Source organism: Dickeya aquatica (assembly GCF_900095885.1).
GTDB classification, from domain to species: Bacteria; Pseudomonadota; Gammaproteobacteria; order Enterobacterales; family Enterobacteriaceae; genus Dickeya; species Dickeya aquatica.
In genome coordinates this window covers 848,817-865,433 of record NZ_LT615367.1, presented here as the reverse complement: position 1 = coordinate 865,433, position 16,617 = coordinate 848,817, and the positions used below count along the sequence as shown (strand labels likewise).

Genomic DNA, 16,617 nt, shown 5'->3' with positions numbered 1-16,617 from the left:
GACAGCGTTTCCTTGTCATTGAGGTTCTTGTCAGATAAATAAAATTCCCTTCGTCAGCAGCGACTGTGGAATAAAGCTGTCCAACCCCTGCTGATAACAGAACTCCTCAAACTGGCTAAACGAGTTCACCCCGGCTTTCTGGTACATACTTTGGATTCTATTTTCGATGGTACGGCTGGAAAGGTTGAACTGGCGGGCAATTTCCTTACTGGAAAAACGACGCAGCATCAGAAATAACGTATCCAGTTCAGCACGGGTAAACAGGCGGCTTGTTACGTCAGTTTTCAATATTGAAGGCTTACGCTTGTGAATATGGATCAGTGGAGACAGCGTTCCCATTGGCCGGGCGTTCCATAAAATACCGACGCACTCTTTTTCAGGTGTAAACAGAGGGATTTTTTCACTGATAAAGGGAGACAGTTCGGATTTGCCAAACCAATAGTGTGTTTCAATCACCGTCACGCGTTCAGCACACGCTTCCGTGCGGCGGTCGTGTTCGATAAATTCATCAGATAACTCCGCCCATGCTATTGGAAACTCTTCATCAAAACGCCCTTCAATATCGAAACTGGCAGGGGTATTGGTGTAACCGTATGCTGGCATATTCATATAAACATGACGGGAATTGAGGTCTTTAATTCCCCACGGTTCATTTAACCCATTCAGAAAGGGAATAAACGAACGAAGATAAGTCTGCGAATCAGTCATGGCAAACGATACCCTGTGCATAAAGTATTTGGTGCAAGAAAAAACAAATCAAAATAATTATCAAGATAATTAATTCAAGTCGTAATTTAACACTTTAAATAAATCATAAAAAAACAGTCAACATAAAACACTACTGCTCACTCACTTCAAAAACATCATATCGCCAAAATCATCAAATGAAATTTAATTCAAGAGTATTTTTTACCTATAAAAGTGTGTAATAGTAAAAGCCTGTCACAAAAAATAGCAACCAGCCATAGCTACCGAGGATAGAATATGCGATCAAGGAGAACGGATTGGCATACTGCCGATATTATTGCTGCATTAAGGAAGAAAGGAACCTCGCTCTCTGCGGTATCACGACAAGCAGGTCTAAGCTCTACCACGCTGGCAAACGCCCTCTATCGCCCCTGGCCAAAAGGGGAATGGCTAATCGCCCATGCTCTGGGGGTAAAACCTGAAGAAATATGGCCAAGCCGTTATTACGATCCGCAAACCAATACACTCCTTGATCGCAAAAAGTTGATGCGCGGTACGCTTTATAAATCACAGGCTTTATCGTCAGATGAGTCACAATATCAACCCGATAGCTACCTGACGTAGCCGCCACCGTTATCACGGCGACGGCTTGCGCATACATCAGCCAATCACGTTAACCCAATGCCGCCACCTCTTGAGCAATGGCGGCCAGTGCATCATGGCGAGCGCAATCTTCCTGTATCCAGCGAGCCCGGTGAGTGTAGATAGGATGAGCGAGGATACGTTGCACAGCCTGTGCAATTTGCGACTCACTCGGGGTACTGGTCGCCAGATTAAGCCCACAGCCCGCCAACACAACCCGGGCCGCCGTCTCTGATTTATCTTCCCCGGTGCCTGCCACAATCAACGGTACCCCGTGAGATAACGCCGCATTTAGCGAACCGTATCCGCCATTGGTTATCAGTAACGCAGCCTGAGGAAGCCAATGCTCCAGGGAAACAAAACGGCATACCCGGGCATTTTCCGGCACGGAATCGGCCAGCGACGCAACCGACCGCCCCCCCGTTGTGGCGAGTACCCGCACCGGGAAATGGGCCAGCGCGCGTAGCGTTGGGCCTATCAATTGTTGTAAATCGACATTCGCCAGCGTGCCCTGTGACACGATAACCAGTGGCCGCGTATCTTGCCCAGGCCACATGGTGTTATCAGTCTCCACATCACTGACATTCAGTGGCAATGGGCCGACAAAACGCACGCTGGGTGGCAAATCATCACGCGGATACTCCAGCTCTGTCGTTGAGAGCTGCAAGAAACGATCGCACCCTCCGATTAGCGCATCGGTATGCGGTTTATCTAACGGCTGTTGTCCTGACGCCACCATCGCCTTATCAAACGCAGCCTTCACCCCATCAATCAGCTCTCGGGTTGGTGCATCAATCAGTTGTTCGCGGGTTAGCTCTGGCGGCAATAACGCTGGCGGAATGCGCGGGCCATAAAAAATGGCATCTCGGGTAGAAAAGGATAACGGCGTCACCCCAATACCAATAACCGGCGGGCGTGAACGTCGCGCCAGCAAGGGTAAAATGCCATAAAAACAGTTGCCGACCATCACCACATCAATCGCATTCTGGGCCAGAATCTGCTGTAGCTGTCTATCGAGCACCGGGATAGGGCCGGAAAAAAAACCACGCAGCGCCAGCGCCATCTGGGCGTGTCCCGGCGGCAGTATGGCGCGCTCGGGAAAATGACGCTCCAGAAAACGGTAATCAAAGTCTATCTCGGGTTCAAACGCCACGAACCCTAACCCGGCTGCCAGCGCCTGCTCACGGAACAGTACACCGCTAAACAGCGTCACCTGATGACCTTGCGTTACCAAATGACGCGCAATCGTTAACATGGGATAAACGTGCCCCGGTGTTGCCACCGAAGCGATTAAAACATGAGACATCTCAGCTCCTTATGAATGACTCCCGGTGAACGCTCTCAGCATTGCGCTCACCCACTTCCTGTAAACCTGCACAGTACACCCCAAAGAGCTGATGAAAACATCAGCCCCTGACACCAACATCCCAACAGCATGTTAATAAATGGTAAAAAATGGCGGTGAACCGCTATAGTAACGCCAGTTGCTCTCAGATGCAGCAGTCTGGAGAGACAGGGGATTATTCGAGATAATTAATCATTAAAGACGGGAAAGCAGCGACAATACCGGGATTTTCGACACAAACAGCGCGGTTAACTAAAGATTTTTTTGATAGTTCAGCCAGAAATTTTCTTCAAATACCTTCAACATATTTATCTGGAATATTGACTATCTGCCTGGCCCCCACAACAGTCACGCCGGGAGTCACTCCCGGCTGACGGCACCAAGAGCAGCCCCTTATTCCCGAGCCTGCGCATGCCAGATAATTTTGCTCACTTTCCAATGTGTGAGAATGTCGTCCGACGGCATCAGCCCTTCCGGGCCGTTCCAGTCACCGGAAAACAGGTAGCTGACATGTTTACCCTGTGGCGCGACACACTCTACCGCACGCGCATCGGCACCCTGTCCTGGCTGGCACACGCCAAACGCTTTGCTGTACAGCCCGCTGAACTCATCACCCAGTTTCACTCCCCATTCGCTGGCAATCGCAGGGTCTGTCACCACAACCTGGCTGACCTGGCCTTTTGGCGCGCCGGTCATTTCCAGCCTGACCTGCTCGTCTTTCAGCGCCTGATAAACCGACACCAGCTTGCCGTTGCGGCTTTCCATCCCACCACGCAGGCGGTAGTCGCCATTGAGCGCGTTATCCAGCGCTGACTCCAGCATCGGCGTTGACGCATTCAGCTCACCCACACCGGCCTCGGTAACGCTCAAGCGATGCCCAAACCAGTTAAAGGGCGACAGACTTGACCAGGAAAAGCTGGAAAGCGTACTGCACCCAGCCAATAAGAAAGGGAAAAACAGCAATAATGGACGCACTTTTGTCACACTCGACTCCTCAACAGAAAACGGCAGCGCATCACGACTCTTGCCATGACACTGGCTTATTGGAGTCTGTGACACACAGAAAGTGCCGTAGAAATTTACGCCGGTCTCGCACCGCACGCTGTTCAGGGTGCCAAGGTTAACATTGATTGGGCTGGCCGGTGAAAACTTCCCCGGCCAGCCCTGGTGAGATTAGCGGAATGCGGCGAGATCGATGTGGTCGTGAAACAAATCCGCCAGTTCCTGCTGGTGAGTAACGGCAATCACCGTGCACGCAGGCAGCGCCTGACGAATAACCTCCAGCACCTGGCGGGCGGCCTGTTGGTCAAGCTGGCTGGTGGCTTCATCGAGGTACAGATGATCCGGTCGATTGACCAGCGCCCGCGCCAGCGCCAACCGCTGGCGTTCACCGCCGGAAAAGACGCGATCCCAGTTCATTTGCTGCTGCAAGCTCTCGCCCCACTCGCCAAGACCAACCTGTTCCAGCGCCTGACGTAATACCGCCTCGTCTTCTCGCGGCGCACTCGGGTAACACACCACTTCGGCTAATGTTCCCTGCCCCAGATAGCTGTGCTGCGGCAACAGTAAGTGGCTGCCGCGGCCGGTCTGCCAGGCTCCGTCGTAATACGGCCATAACCCCGCCAGAGTGCGCAGCAGGGTCGATTTGCCAAGCCCGCTCTGCCCGCACAGGCGGCTCCAGCTGGCAGGTGCACAGCTAAATGTCACATTACGCAATAGGGGCTGGCCCTGCGGCGTGGAGAAACTTAAGCGTTCTACCTGTAACTGCTTCCCTTGCACCACAGGCAGTGAGGCGTCCTGATGCGCGGCAATTTCCTGGCGAAATTGATCCAGACGCGTCAGGCTGGCTGACAACTCCACCAGTGAGTAATAGACGCGGATAAACCAGCTCAGCGCGCTGTGTACCTGGCCGAATGCGCTGCGAATTTGCATTAAGCCCCCCAGGGTGACGGTCTTGCTGAGAAAGGCAGGTAATGCCGCAAAGACCGGTACAATCAGGCTGATACGGGTATAACCGACGGTAAACAGGCCAAGGTTGCGCTCTGCGCCCATCAGCGCGCGCCAGTTACGCACTATCGATAAAAAATGGCCGCGCAGTTGCTGGCGCTCCTGACGTTCACCGCCATAGAGCGCTATCTGTTCCGCATGATCGTGCTTGCGCAACAATGCCGCACGAAAATCCGCCTCGGCCTGCTGTTTGTGGTAGTTGATGCCGTGTAAACGTTTACCCACCCATTGGGTGATCAGGCTGCCAAACAGGGTGTAGATAAGTGCCACCCAGACCAGATAGCCGCTTACCGAGATGCTGTACCCCCACAGCGAGAACTGCTGCACGCCGGAAAGATCCCACAAGATGAGCAGGAATGAGAACAACTGGGCAAAGGTGATAAGAAACGATACCGACAAGCGCACCGTCTGGGTGACAAACAAATCGACATCCTGCGCGATACGCTGATCCGGGTTATCAACCTGATTACTCAGTGACAGGCGGTAGAACGCACGCTTTGCCAGCCAGCTGTCGATAAGCTGCGCGGTCATCTGCTCACGCCAGCGAATAATCAGCAGTTTGGTCAGCCACTCCTGATACACGAACACGCCGATATAAATAAGAATATACAGGCAGTATTCCTTGATGAGCCGATAAAGCAGCGCGCTGTCAAAAGCGCCTAGCGCATCATAGAAGCTTTTGCTCCAGTCGTTGATACGGACGTTGAGATAGACAATGCTGCCGCCCATCGCCACGATAGCCGCCAGCAACAGCCAGTTTTGCCCGTAGCGCCAGTTCAGCCAGAACGGGCGGCACAGAGAGAGAAACGCGCGCGCGAAGGCTTTCACGATTTTTTCTCCTGCGGCAGCGTCACCAGCACCGCCTGATTATCCGGGTGCCATAATCTCGCGGCCGCCTCACGAATCGCCTCAACGGTAATCGACGGTGCCAGGCTATCAAGCTCGGTGAGATAACGAGGGTCATGATAGTGGCGGTAACTGAGGATGAGCCGTGACATCAGCGCGGTATTATCTTGCTGACGGGCCCGCTCGCTTTGAATGAACTGGCGGCGCTCTTGCTCGACGTCCTGCGGCGTGATGCGTGCCGCCGCCGTTTCCAGCACCTGTTGCGCGTTGCGCCTTAACTCCTGCGCCCGCTGTGGCGAGGTGGTAAAACGCAGCCCGGTTTCGATACGTTCATTTTTGTCATTTAACCGGCTTTCCAGCTTCAGGTTATAAATACCCTGTGCCTCATCACGCAAGCTGGCTTTGAGATAGCGCGCCGCCAGCCGGGCGGCGATATTCACCTGCACCGCTTGCTGCGGCGTCCAGCGCTGCGGGGTGAAGCTCCACAGATAAACATCCGCTCTGGGTTCCAGATTCATCGCCAGCACACGCTCGCGCTTACCCGGTAATGCCAGATAGGGTGTGCTGGCTTCACTCGCCTGACGCGGCAAAGAAGCCAGATAGCGTGTCACCAGCGGGCGCAGTTGCTCAGCCGGAATATCCGCCACCAGGTAATAGGTTACCGGTGCGGCGACAGTTTGCCGCCACTGATGTAACAGCGGTTCACGGCTCACTGCATCAAGCGCTGCCCGCGTCGGAAACGGGATGCCGGTTTTGCCAAACTGCAATTCGGCGATTGCCCGCTCGCGCTCGGTACTCACGCTCTGCTCGCGCGTGACCTGCTGGCGTTTGAGCGTCGCCAGGCTCTCGCGCAGGGCACCTTCTTCAATATCGCCCTGTCGATTCATCGCGTAATAGAGATGAAATAGCGACGCCAAATGGCTGATGCTGGCGCTGCCGCTCCAGCGCAACTCATCCGGCTGATAGTCAAGGCTGAGTGAAACCTGCTGCGCTTTTTTCCAGTCGGCCAGATCGTGGCCTTTCCAGTCCGCAGGCCCATTCTGGCTGACAAGCTGCCCGGCAAGCTGGGCCAGCCACGGGTCGCGGCCGGGTGCCATAAAACCGCTGGGCGATAACACCGTCAGCATCGCTGATTTTCCCGGCTGGGCCGGGCGCAACCACACCAGCCGGTCGCCATTGGCCAGTTGCCACTCTGCTACTTTTTGTGCCGGGAACGATCGTTCTTGTGTAATCGAGCCCTGCTCCTGTGCCTCAGGTAACGAAGGCACCGCCCGCTCGACCGGTGGCTGTAAGGGCGAAAGTTTCGAGTGCGCGACCTGCTGATAACGTTTTTCAACCTCATCCCCGGAAGGCAGCGTAAATGGCTGGCCACCCGGAATGCTGAATTGCACCAGTTGATCCGGCGAGGACAACCAGCGTTGCAGGCAGGCCTGAATATCCGCATCGCTGATGCCTTGCAGCAGGGTCAACACCTGCTGGCCAAGCTGCTGCTTGCCGATATAAGGCCGCTCCTGCTGCCAGGCGATGACCAACTGCTGAACCCAGTCAGAGAATTCACGCTGCTCGGGCGTTGCCACCATTTTTTCAGCCGACTGGCGTAACGTCGCTTTGACGGCGGCAATGTCGGCGGCCAGCAATGGGTAGCGCTGTAGCCGGGCCATTTCTTGCAGCAGCACATCCAGCCCTTGCAGATGGCTCTCCGGCAATACCGACGCAAACAGCCCCAGTGCAACCGTGGTGCGGCCGATGTCTGACTTACGCACCACCAGGCTGCTGACGGCACCGGAGGTCGGCAACGGCTGGCGCTGCACCTGACGGCTCAGCGCATCCAGCGTTATCTGGTTAATCAACCGCTGGCGCACACCGGCCTCTCCCGCCGCTTTGCCAACCGAATCATCAAAGCGCAACACGAATGACACCTGACTGACGCTGCTCTGGCTGTCTTGCAGGCGCACCAGATGGCGCTGCGGGCGCAACTGTGGCTCGGCGTCAGCGCGGACAGGCAACGCCACATCCGGCAGGTTGCCCATTGTCTGGGTAATCGCCTGTTTAACCTCCTCAACCGAGAGATCGCCAATCACCATCAGGCGCATATTACGCGGCTGATACCAGCGGGCATAAAAACCGCGCAGCACCGTTACCGGTGTTGATTGAATGGCGGCTTCAGAGCCGATAACCGGGCGGCTGGGGTAAAGCGAATCATGGCGGATCGCCGCCACGCGCTGCTGATTCATCCGTTCGGCCACGCCGAGTTTGCCGCGCCACTCCTCAAGAATAACCTGACGCTCACGCTGCCAGTCTTCCGGCTCAAAGCGTGCCTGAGCGGCGATTTGAGCCAGTGTATTGAGTGACAGCGCAAGCGAAGGTTTGCCATCCGGCGGGCTTAACATATAGACGGTGCGTTCATAGTTGGTCATGGCGTTATAGTGCTGACCGCGCACCCAGCCGCGCTGCCCCAGCATCTGCGCCAGCCCTTGCGGGTAATCACGCGTGGCGCGAAACACCATATGCTCGACCATATGCGCCACGCCGGACTCGTTATCCTGTTCATCAAGCGAACCGCTCTCGACGCTGAGACGGATATCCAGCCGTTGCTGCTGGCCTGCCAGCGGCACAATGGTATAGCGCAGGCCGTTCGCCAGTTGCCCTTCGGTTATCTGCGGCAACGGGCTGGTGACAGGCTGTGGCTGGGCTGCGGCCAGTGTACTTAACAGGCAAGCGCTCACCGCGCTTATCCAGCGCAAAATCATGTTTCTCATTCATCACTCATTATGGATTACATAAAACAGATGGCATCTCGCCAAAATGACGCGACGGGCGCAAAGCTCTCGCCCTGCGCCCTGTTATTCATTGCCACTGATTACCAGTTGTAGGCCACACCCAGCCAGAACTGGCGACCCAGTTTGTAGGTCACGGTATCCCCGGTGGTTTCCTGCGAGGTGGCTATCACGTTGTCAAACACGTTGATGACATCCACCGTCAGATCCAGCGACTGATTTTTGAACGTCGGCACCGAGTAGTTAAAACGCCAGTCATAGGAGACGTAATCGTGGTATTTGCGGTCGGTGTACTGCGTCGCCGCGCCGGTGTAATCGCCACAGCCGCTGATGCTGGCAGAGCAGGTGATACTACGGGTGCGATAACCGGTATACCCGGAGGTATAGGCCAGATGGTGATCCCAATTCAGGCGCAGGGCCGGGAAATAGGTATTCAGATTCAGCGCCACTTCCCATGGGGTGTTGTAATCCAGCGCATCCATATCACGGCGGTCGGTCAGCTGGCCTTTAAAAATGACTTTGCTGTCATCCTGATTGCTCTGGTCATAGTAAATCTGCGAGCTGCTTTTGTTATCGACTTTACTGGCGCTGAGTTTCCAGCCGATATCGGCATATTTGAGCTTATAAGGGCTGACAGGCTCCACTTCCAGCGAGAAGGTATTGCCTTGCGTGCGGGCATCGTTAGTCAGGTAGTAATAGCGCTGGCCGTCGGCGTCGGTTCGGTTGCTGCGGCCAAACTGCTCGCGCCCTTGCCGGTTCACCCATTTCAGCGTCCAAACCGTGTCATACACACGCTGTGACAGGCCGAGCGAGAGCTCATCGCTGTACGGGGTTTTCAGGTCAGAAATATCATAGTCATTGGAACCATAACCGGTCGCGCTACTACTCCAGGCTCCGCTGGCGCTGGTGCGCGATTGTACCACCGACTCACTGATGCCTGAACGCAGTTTGTAGGCCAGCATGTTCTGGGCGTAATAGCGGTTCACGCCGCCAAACAGCCGCGTTGAACGGTCGCCAAACACATCATAAGAGGCCGCCAGACGCGGGGCGATATTCAGGTTTTTCAGGTAATCGTCATATTGCAGACGCACGCCCGGCGTCACTTCAAGCCGCTTGTAGCTCACACTGTCTTGCAAATACATGGCGTAGTTGAGGTAATCACCCTGCACCTGACGGGCCGGATAGAGGTTACGGCTGCGGTAATACTGCTCGCCGCCAATACAGAAATCATCCCCGCTGCGGCAGGCCACGCCTTTGCTGATAGTGGGCGTACCTCGGTTGGAATAGACGTCATTAAAGCGGCGATAGCGCGCCTGATAGGAATCCACCTGCCAGCCCATATCAAGCTGATGACTGGTGCCCCACAGCGCCAGCGGGTTAAGCTCGTAATCCTGTTTTAGGGTGACGGTCTGTTTTTCTGTCGCATACTTGCCGTAGCCACCGATCCCGGCGAGCTGGGCGTTAGCCCCCGCCACACCGCTGCCCCAGTCAATGACATTAGAGATAAAGCGAGAGGAAAGGTTGTAGCGATACCAGGACTGATAACTGTCGGACTCATGCTCAATGCGGTTTTCCTCAAACTGGTATCCGGCAAGGCTGGTGACTTTCCCCCAGTCCGTGTTGTGTTCCCACTCAATATTGCCGCGATATCCGCCGCCGGTATTGGTAAAGCCGCCGTTTTTGATGTCTTTCTTGTAAAAACGGGACTCATGCGGCGCATACATCCCCGTCAGGCGAAGAATATCGCCATTATCCGCCAGATAGGTGCCTTTCAGTAAATAGGTTTCCGCCTGACGCGTCTGGCTGACCGTATCGCCCATCACCGTGTTATAAAAGGGAATGGTTGATTGCTGGCGATTATAGGCAAAAATAAACCCGGCTTTATCGCTTAACGGCTGGTTGATACTGACGGAATAAAAATTCTTGGTAAATTTCGGCTGATAATAAAGCTGGCTGGCAGAAAAGAAGTCCGATGAAATATCATCATCAATATGATAGCTCGCCCAGCTATCGCGGGTAGTACGATAAGCTATTCGCCCTGATGCACGATCCAACTTCGGGTCTTTTAATTTTGCATCAACCACGCCACCGGTAAAATCACCGTATTTAGCGGAAATATTACTGTCGAACACCTGTAATTGTTCGATCAGTTCTGAGTTAATCCAGAATGATTGTGCGCCACCTGCTGGTAAATCTGTCGGGCTATAACCATCGGGCGTATTACTCAGCTCACCGTTATTCGCCCCAGGGTTAATGACGTTATTATTCGATAACCCATCAATCATGTAGTTATTCTGGTAAAACTTTTCACCATGAAATGACACATTTTCCGGTTGTAATTCACCCGGCGTTTGACTGCTGTCAGATGAGTTTGAAAAACGTACATTGGGATTATTACGCAATAATTCCGTCACGCTGCCATTACGAGTGGGCGTGCGTTTAATTTGCTCACTGGTAATAATTTGCGTACCCATTGTCTGGCTGGTCGGTGTTGAACGCACCAGAATAGTATCTTCACTTGCAGGGTTATTTTCCGCTGCCAGCGGCTTACCATTATCACCCTTTTGTATTTTAGCTTGCTGTTCAGCAGCCAGCGCCGTTGACGATACGCCAAGTATCATCATCAAATAAAGATGCTTATTCATATAGTGAATTTCCTGTAACCCCTGGTGGTATTAAAAAAATTAACGTTGCAACTCAATATGCCCGTTTAACTGAAAAATAACGGATACCGTTTGGTTAGCTGCGGCAGTACCCGACTGATAACGCCAGCGCGCCATATCTTTGATGACGTCGTGGCTAAACATCCCGGCGGGATCTTCTGATAACACCCGAATCGCGGTCACCGTACCGCTGTCGGTAATATCAAACTGTAATCTGACGCGCCCCTCCACCCCCATCGCACGCGCCCGGGTTGGGTAATTCACCCGACGCTGTAACGCCTTAACCACCTGACTCTGACCGTCACCCGCGCCCTGTTCAGCTCGCCCCTCGGCGTGATTACCTTGTGGCGCGGATGGCGCATTGCCTGAAACCGGTGCACTTGCCTGAATACCGCTGGCAGGCTGAGCCGTGGCGTATCCCCGGTCTCGATTGAGCATCCCGGGCGAAGGTGTGCTAACAGCGACAGGCGGTTTACGCTCATCCGGCGGCTGTTTTACTTTACGTACCACCGCTGTTGACTCTTCACGCCGGTTCACAGGCGAGTCTTTTTGCGGGCGACGAGGAGCGGGTTTGCTCACCTCCAGCGTGACAACCGCCTGTGAATTAACCGGTAACGTGGCCTGACTGGACGATGCAGCCAAAACCGGTGGCACAGGCTCCTCCACCGCCGTATCGCTCGAGGAAGTGGCGGCCTGCCACTGCATTGCCGAAGATGACAGCAAGGCGACCTGTAACCCGGTCACACTTTCCCCGCTCCGCCCGGCGGATGATGTCAGCATTTCCCGCTGGGTATACCCCCAGAGCAGGACATAAACCACCGAGAGGTGGATAGCCAGCGATAGCAGCAAAGAATGGGTGACTCTCAACCTAACACCTTGTTTTTTCTTATCGGTATACCAATCACACACCGGGATGGCAGCATCGCTACAGGTCTTTCGGGGTAAGCCAAAAAGACAATGATTATCGAGATCAAAACGATACTCATTATCAACAAAATATTACAAATGACCAGAAAAATTCTGACCATTCTGATAGAAAACTGACGCAAGCAAAAAGATGAAAAAACAAGCAATCGGCGGCGCTGGCAAGCCAAACACCGCACAACGAGAGAACACTGAGGGTTACACAGACAGGAACTCATGGGGGACGGCATAACGCCCTCCCGAGGCAAAACGCGGTTAATACTCCTGATCTTCAATCAGGCGCTTACCCAGGGTAATACTATCTACCTGATCGTAGTTCATTTTTTCATACATACCGATCACCGCCGTATTACTCTGGCGCACCATCAGGTGAATTTTCGGGCAACCGCGGGCAATCAGTTTTTTCTCAAGGCGGCTTATCAAGGCATTGGCAATACCCCGGCCCCGGTAATCCGGGTGCACACCCAGATAGTAAGCCGAGCCACGATGCCCGTCGTAACCGCCCATCACCGAGCCCACCACTGCACCTCCGACCTCTGCCACCAAAAACAGATCCGGGTCATGATTAAGCTTACGCTCAATGTCCATTTCCGGGTCATTCCAGGGGCGCAGCAGATCGCAGCGATCCCAAAGGGTTATTACTTCTTCAAAGTCATCTTGCCGGAATACGCGAATTTCCATAGTGGCTGGCCGTATTGAGTCAATCGTTTCACCTGATTATGCTGTGATCCATCCCAGACGCAACCCTTAGATGACGGCACTGACCACACCAGTCACCAGACAGGGTGACACCAACATTTTCTCGCCATGCCACGTAGCCGATTTCGTTATACTCCCCAAACGGAACCGACCGCCTTTTACTCACACGATAAGGGACATTATGAGCGCACCTGACATCACGGCCATCAAACACTTTCTGCTCGCCTTGCAGGATACCCTGTGCCAGCAACTGGAACAGGCTGACGGTGTTGCCACATTTATTGAAGACGCCTGGCAACACACCTCCGGCAGCGGCGGCGGGCGCAGCCGCGTGTTGCGTCAGGGCCAGGTGTTCGAACAAGCGGGCGTCAACTTCTCTCACGTTTGCGGTGCCTCGCTGCCGCCTTCTGCCAGCGCTCATCGCCCGGAGCTTGCCGGACGCAGCTTTCAGGCGATGGGCGTATCGCTGGTTATCCATCCGCTGAACCCTTACATCCCGACCAGCCATGCCAACGTGCGTTTTTTTATCGCCGAGAAACCGGGTGAAGCGCCCGTCTGGTGGTTCGGCGGCGGCTTTGACCTCACGCCCTACTACGGCTTTCAAGAGGATGTCCGGCACTGGCACCAGACTGCTTTTGATTTATGCCAGCCTTTCGGCGATGAGGTGTACCCACGTTACAAAAAATGGTGTGACGATTACTTCTTCCTTAAACACCGCAACGAAGCGCGCGGCGTTGGCGGCCTGTTTTTTGATGACCTGAACACACCGGGTTTTGAGCGCAGCTTCGCGTTTATGCGCGCCGTCGGCGAAGGCTTCTTATCCGCCTATCTGCCTATCGTTATGCGCCGCAAAGACACGCCGTGGGGCGAGCGCGAGCGCGACTTCCAGCTTTATCGCCGTGGGCGCTATGTGGAGTTCAATCTGGTGTGGGACAGAGGCACCCTGTTTGGCCTGCAAAGCGGCGGGCGCACTGAGTCCATTTTGATGTCGATGCCGCCACTGGCGCGCTGGGAATATCAATATCAGCCCGAGCCCGATAGCCCCGAAGCGGCGTTGTACCGGGATTTTCTGCCGGTTCGAGACTGGCTTGGCCTCAATGAGGAGATGCGCTAATGGCTGCTATCTGGGTCGATGCCGATGCCTGCCCGAATGTCATCAAAGAAGTGTTGTTTCGCGCTGCCGAGCGCAGTGCAACCCACCTGACGCTGGTTGCCAACCAGCCTCTGCGCACCCCGCCCTCGCCCTATATTCATAGCCTGCGGGTCGCGGCCGGGTTTGACGTGGCCGATAACGAAATTGTGCGCCGCGCCGAACCGGGCGATCTGGTTATCACTGCCGATATTCCGCTGGCTGCCGAAGTGCTGGCGAAACACGCCGTGGCGCTCAACCCTCGCGGCGAGCGCTACAGCCCGGAGACGATCCGCGAGCGGCTGACGATGCGTGATTTTATGGATACCCTGCGCGCCAGCGGCGTACAAACCGGCGGGCCCGCCACCCTAAACCAGCGTGACCGCCAACAGTTCGCCAACGAGTTGGACAAGTGGCTACGCCAGCAGGCATAAAAAAACCGGCAGGAGAACCTGCCGGTTTGAATGTTACCTGCCGCTAATCATCTATCACAGCGGCGCGGTCTGTGCCTCAACGACCGCCAGCGCCACCATATTCACGATGCGACGTACCGAGGCGATCGGCGTCAGAATATGTACCGGTTTCGCCACACCCATCAGCACCGGGCCGACGGTCACACCTTCCGAGGATGACACACGCAGCAGGTTATAGCTGATGCGCGCGGCTTCCATGTTCGGCATGATAAGGATATTCGCCGCCCCTTTGAGCGGGCTGTCTGGCATCTGCTCACGACGAATAGCCTCGACCAGCGCCGCATCGCCGTGCATCTCGCCGTCGATTTGCAGATCCGGGGCCATCTTGTTCACCAGCTCCAGCGTGGCGCGCATTTTCTTCCCCGTCGGCGAATCGGAGGTGCCAAAGCTTGAATGCGACAACAGCGCCACTTTCGGCTCAATACCAAAACGGCGCACGGTGCTGGCCGCCATCAGGGCAATTTCCGCCAACTGCTCAGGCGTTGGGTCTGGGTTGACATAGGTATCGGCGATAAAGGTGTTACCGCTCGGCAACAACAGGGCATTCATCGCACCGGCAACATGTACGCCGTCACGATAGCCAAACACCTTTTCGACCACGCCGAAATGCTCTTCGTAATTGCCCACCGTACCGCAGATCATCGCATCGGCTTCACCACGGTGAACCATGATAGAGCCAATCAGCGTCGGGTTGGCTCGCATCTCGCGCTGGGCCTGCTCCTGTGAGACGCCACGGCGCTTCATCATCTCGAAGTATTCTGTCCAGTAGGCTTTAAAGCGCGGGTCGGACTCATTGTTGACGACTTCGAAATCCTTGCCGATGGTTATCTGCAAGCCCAGCTTCTGAATCCGTTTTTCGATAACCCCTGGGCGGCCAATCAGCACCGGGAACGCCAGCCCCAGCGACACCAGCTCTTGAGTGGCGTGCAGTACGCGCGGGTCTTCCCCTTCGGCCAATACCACACGTTTGGGCTGGGTACGCGCCTGGGCGAAAATCGGCTTCATGAACAGGTTGGTTTTGTAGACAAACTGCGTCAGTTTCTCGATGTACTCATCAAAATTCGCAATCGGGCGGGTGGCGACACCGGAGTCCATCGCCGCTCTGGCAACCGCCGGGGCAATCTTGATGATAAGGCGCGGATCAAACGGTTTCGGGATCAGGTATTCCGGGCCAAACGAGAGTTCCTGATCGCCATAGGCCGAGGCAACCACTTCGCTCTGCTCGGCCAGTGCCAGCTCGGCAATCGCATGCACACAGGCAAGCTTCATCTCTTCGTTGATGGTGGTCGCACCGACATCCAGCGCACCACGGAAGATGAACGGGAAGCACAGCACGTTGTTGACCTGATTCGGGTAGTCAGAACGGCCGGTACAGACAATCGCATCCGGGCGCACCGCTTTGACCAGCGGCGGCAGGATCTCCGGTTCCGGGTTCGCCAGCGCCATGATAAGCGGGCGCGGGGCCATGGTTTTAACCATGTCCTGCGTCAGCACACCAGGGCCTGAACAACCAAGGAAAATATCCGCATTCGGGATCACATCCGCCAGCGAACGGCTGCCGTTATCGTCAATGGCGTAAGCGGCCTTGGTTTGCGCCATGTTGGCTTCACGGCCTTTATAAATCACACCGCGGGAATCACACACCGTGATGTTTTCACGCTTAAGGCCCAGCGCCACCAGCAAATTCAGGCAGGCGATGGAAGCCGCCCCCGCCCCTGACACCACCAGACGCACATCGGCAATCTGTTTTTCCACCACGCGCAGGCCGTTTAACACCGCGGCGGTACAAATGATGGCAGTGCCATGCTGGTCGTCATGGAATACCGGAATTTTCATGCGCTCGCGCAGTTTCTGCTCAATGTAGAAACACTCCGGCGCTTTGATGTCTTCCAGGTTAATACCGCCAAATGTCGGCTCCAGCGCCGCAATCACGTCAATCAGTTTATCTGGATCTTGCTCATCGACTTCAATGTCAAACACATCCACACCGGAGAACTTCTTAAACAGAACGCCTTTACCTTCCATCACCGGTTTACCGGCCAGCGCGCCGATGTTGCCCAATCCCAGCACCGCCGTACCGTTGGAGATAACCGCCACCAGATTGCCTCGGGCGGTGTATTTGTACGCCGCGAGCGGATCTTCAGCGATTTCGAGACAGGGAGCCGCCACACCCGGAGAGTAGGCCAGCGCCAGATCGCGCTGGGTTGCCAGCGGCTTGGTAGGGGAAACCTGTATTTTCCCCGGCACCGGATATTGATGGAAATCCAGAGCGCTTTGCTTGAGTTGTTCGTCCATAGTTCATTACCTTGTCTTATTGCTTTCAGTAGGGTGGTAAGCCACCCAGTTTAGCGTGTCTGCGTTTTGCCAAACCATGAAGCATTACAAAATCTACGCCGGAATACTGCTTAATATAATTAATTAACAA

12 protein-coding genes are annotated in these 16,617 nt (G+C 54.9%); 3 read left to right on the top strand and 9 right to left on the bottom strand.

Annotated elements, in window-relative coordinates; genetic code table 11:
• Positions 1 to 30 precede the first annotated feature (30 nt).
• A complete protein-coding gene (locus tag DAQ1742_RS03925; RefSeq protein WP_145916154.1) occupies positions 31 to 708 on the bottom strand; it encodes a helix-turn-helix transcriptional regulator in 678 nt (225 codons plus the stop codon).
• 276 nt (positions 709 to 984) lie between these two features.
• Here DAQ1742_RS03925 and DAQ1742_RS03920 point away from each other — a divergent pair, with 276 nt between their 5' ends.
• Positions 985 to 1,311 carry a helix-turn-helix domain-containing protein gene (locus tag DAQ1742_RS03920; protein ID WP_071604057.1) on the top strand — a complete coding sequence of 109 codons (327 nt, stop codon included), beginning with the start codon at positions 985 to 987 and terminating at the stop codon, positions 1,309 to 1,311.
• A gap of 49 nt (positions 1,312 to 1,360) precedes the next feature.
• Here DAQ1742_RS03920 and DAQ1742_RS03915 read toward each other — a convergent pair whose 3' ends face one another.
• The 7 genes from DAQ1742_RS03915 to DAQ1742_RS03885 form a co-directional block, all read right to left on the bottom strand.
• Positions 1,361 to 2,635, bottom strand: coding sequence for a glycosyltransferase (locus DAQ1742_RS03915; RefSeq protein WP_180706234.1), 1,275 nt, complete (start codon positions 2,633 to 2,635; stop codon positions 1,361 to 1,363).
• Between the two features lie 432 nt (positions 2,636 to 3,067).
• Positions 3,068 to 3,658 carry an RpoE-regulated lipoprotein gene (locus DAQ1742_RS03910; protein WP_035340042.1) on the bottom strand — a complete coding sequence of 197 codons (591 nt, stop codon included), beginning with the start codon at positions 3,656 to 3,658 and terminating at the stop codon, positions 3,068 to 3,070.
• Between the two features lie 189 nt (positions 3,659 to 3,847).
• Positions 3,848 to 5,509 (bottom strand): ABC transporter ATP-binding protein/permease, encoded by a 1,662-nt coding sequence (locus tag DAQ1742_RS03905; RefSeq protein ID WP_035340040.1) that lies wholly within the window; start codon positions 5,507 to 5,509, stop codon positions 3,848 to 3,850.
• Positions 5,506 to 8,286 (bottom strand): M16 family metallopeptidase, encoded by a 2,781-nt coding sequence (locus tag DAQ1742_RS03900; protein WP_035340038.1) that lies wholly within the window; start codon positions 8,284 to 8,286, stop codon positions 5,506 to 5,508. The genes DAQ1742_RS03905 and DAQ1742_RS03900 overlap by 4 nt, the downstream gene beginning before the upstream one ends.
• Positions 8,287 to 8,387: 101 nt before the next feature.
• Positions 8,388 to 10,949, bottom strand: a complete 2,562-nt coding sequence (locus tag DAQ1742_RS03895; RefSeq protein ID WP_035340035.1) for a TonB-dependent receptor plug domain-containing protein — start codon at positions 10,947 to 10,949, stop codon at positions 8,388 to 8,390.
• A gap of 39 nt (positions 10,950 to 10,988) precedes the next feature.
• Entirely contained in the window at positions 10,989 to 11,834 is an 846-nt protein-coding gene (locus tag DAQ1742_RS03890) for a TonB family protein (protein WP_035340033.1), read from the bottom strand.
• Between the two features lie 312 nt (positions 11,835 to 12,146).
• Positions 12,147 to 12,572, bottom strand: a complete 426-nt coding sequence (locus DAQ1742_RS03885) for a GNAT family acetyltransferase (RefSeq protein ID WP_035340031.1) — start codon at positions 12,570 to 12,572, stop codon at positions 12,147 to 12,149.
• Positions 12,573 to 12,771: 199 nt separating this feature from the next.
• Between DAQ1742_RS03885 and hemF the strand changes: the two genes are divergently transcribed.
• Together hemF and DAQ1742_RS03875 are read left to right on the top strand one after the other, a co-directional pair.
• Entirely contained in the window at positions 12,772 to 13,704 is a 933-nt protein-coding gene (gene hemF, locus DAQ1742_RS03880) for an oxygen-dependent coproporphyrinogen oxidase (RefSeq protein ID WP_035340029.1), read from the top strand.
• Positions 13,704 to 14,153, top strand: a complete 450-nt coding sequence (locus DAQ1742_RS03875; protein WP_035340027.1) for a YaiI/YqxD family protein — start codon at positions 13,704 to 13,706, stop codon at positions 14,151 to 14,153. The genes hemF and DAQ1742_RS03875 overlap by 1 nt, the downstream gene beginning before the upstream one ends.
• 54 nt (positions 14,154 to 14,207) lie before the next feature.
• On the opposite strand, the gene maeB is transcribed toward DAQ1742_RS03875, so the two are convergent.
• Complete coding sequence (gene maeB, locus DAQ1742_RS03870; protein ID WP_067486596.1) at positions 14,208 to 16,487, bottom strand: NADP-dependent oxaloacetate-decarboxylating malate dehydrogenase; 2,280 nt, start codon at positions 16,485 to 16,487, stop codon at positions 14,208 to 14,210.
• Positions 16,488 to 16,617 lie beyond the last annotated feature (130 nt).